Here is a 1,000-nt window from a genome sequence, read left to right on the forward strand (position 1 = left end):
TCGAGGATGCTCCGGTGCGATAGTGCAGGATATAGTGCCCCGGCGTCAGCACCAGGAGCTGCTGTGCGGCAATCCCGCCCGCCGTATAGTTCGCCCTTAGCTCAAGCTGGGTTCCCTGATCCAAGACATGCCCGGGCGCCGCCGTCCATCCTCCGGAATTGGGGTACGCCCAGTCGAAAGGCGGGAACAGATCGGAGTTTTCAAAGCCGCCGTTCCGTACCTGCTCGCGGCGCTGCTCGCCGATGCCCAGCAACGCGCGCGCTGCGGTATAGCCCCCCCGCCGAACCATGTGGCTGACCAACTGACGCGTGAAGGTGACGTCCTGTGCGGAGGATGGCCGGAGCCCAATGGCATTTGCCACATCCAGCAACACGTCGGGCGCGATCTGCTTCTGGCGACCGAGTTGGTCGATGAACAACGGCAACCAATCCGGCCGGCGCGCTGCAGCATTATGATCGGGCATTGCGTGTCTCCAGATCCTCGGGACGCATTCTGTTGCCGGTGCTTGCCAGCGCAGCCGTCGATCCCGCGGTACGCGAGCAACTCCGTCCCATGCTCGCGCGCCGGCCGGATTGGTTGCCGTTGTTCATCGACCAACTCGGTCGCCAGAAGCAGATCGCGCCCGACGTGTTGCTGGATGTGGCAAATGCCATTGGGCTCCGGCCATCCTCCGCACAGGACGTCACCTTCACGCGTCAGTTGGTCAGCCACATGGTTCGGCGGGGGGGCTATACCGCAGCGCGCGCGTTGCTGGGCATCGGCGAGCAGCGCCGCGAGCAGGTACGGAACGGCGGCTTTGAAAACTCCGATCTGTTCCCGCCTTTCGACTGGGCGTACCCCAATTCCGGAGGATGGACGGCGGCGCCCGGGCATGTCTTGGATCAGGGAACCCAGCTTGAGCTAAGGGCGAACTATACGGCGGGCGGGATTGCCGCACAGCAGCTCCTGGTGCTGACGCCGGGGCACTATATCCTGCACTATCGCACCGGAGCATCCTCGA

General features: G+C 64.2%; 2 protein-coding genes. One reads left to right on the forward strand and one right to left on the reverse strand.

Going from position 1 to position 1,000, the window contains the following annotated elements:
• A partial coding sequence (locus VPH46_RS16360) for a hypothetical protein (RefSeq protein WP_416612923.1) occupies positions 1-463 on the reverse strand: 463 nt, incomplete at its 3' end.
• A 32-nt stretch (positions 464-495) separates the two neighbouring features.
• Between VPH46_RS16360 and VPH46_RS16365 the strand changes: the two genes are divergently transcribed.
• Positions 496-1,000 (forward strand): hypothetical protein (locus VPH46_RS16365; protein ID WP_416612925.1); only part of this gene is annotated, 505 nt, incomplete at its 3' end.

Origin of the sequence: Sphingomonas sp. MJ1 (PH-R8) (genome assembly GCF_048058635.1) — a bacterium.
Classification (GTDB): Bacteria; Pseudomonadota; Alphaproteobacteria; order Sphingomonadales; family Sphingomonadaceae; genus Sphingomonas.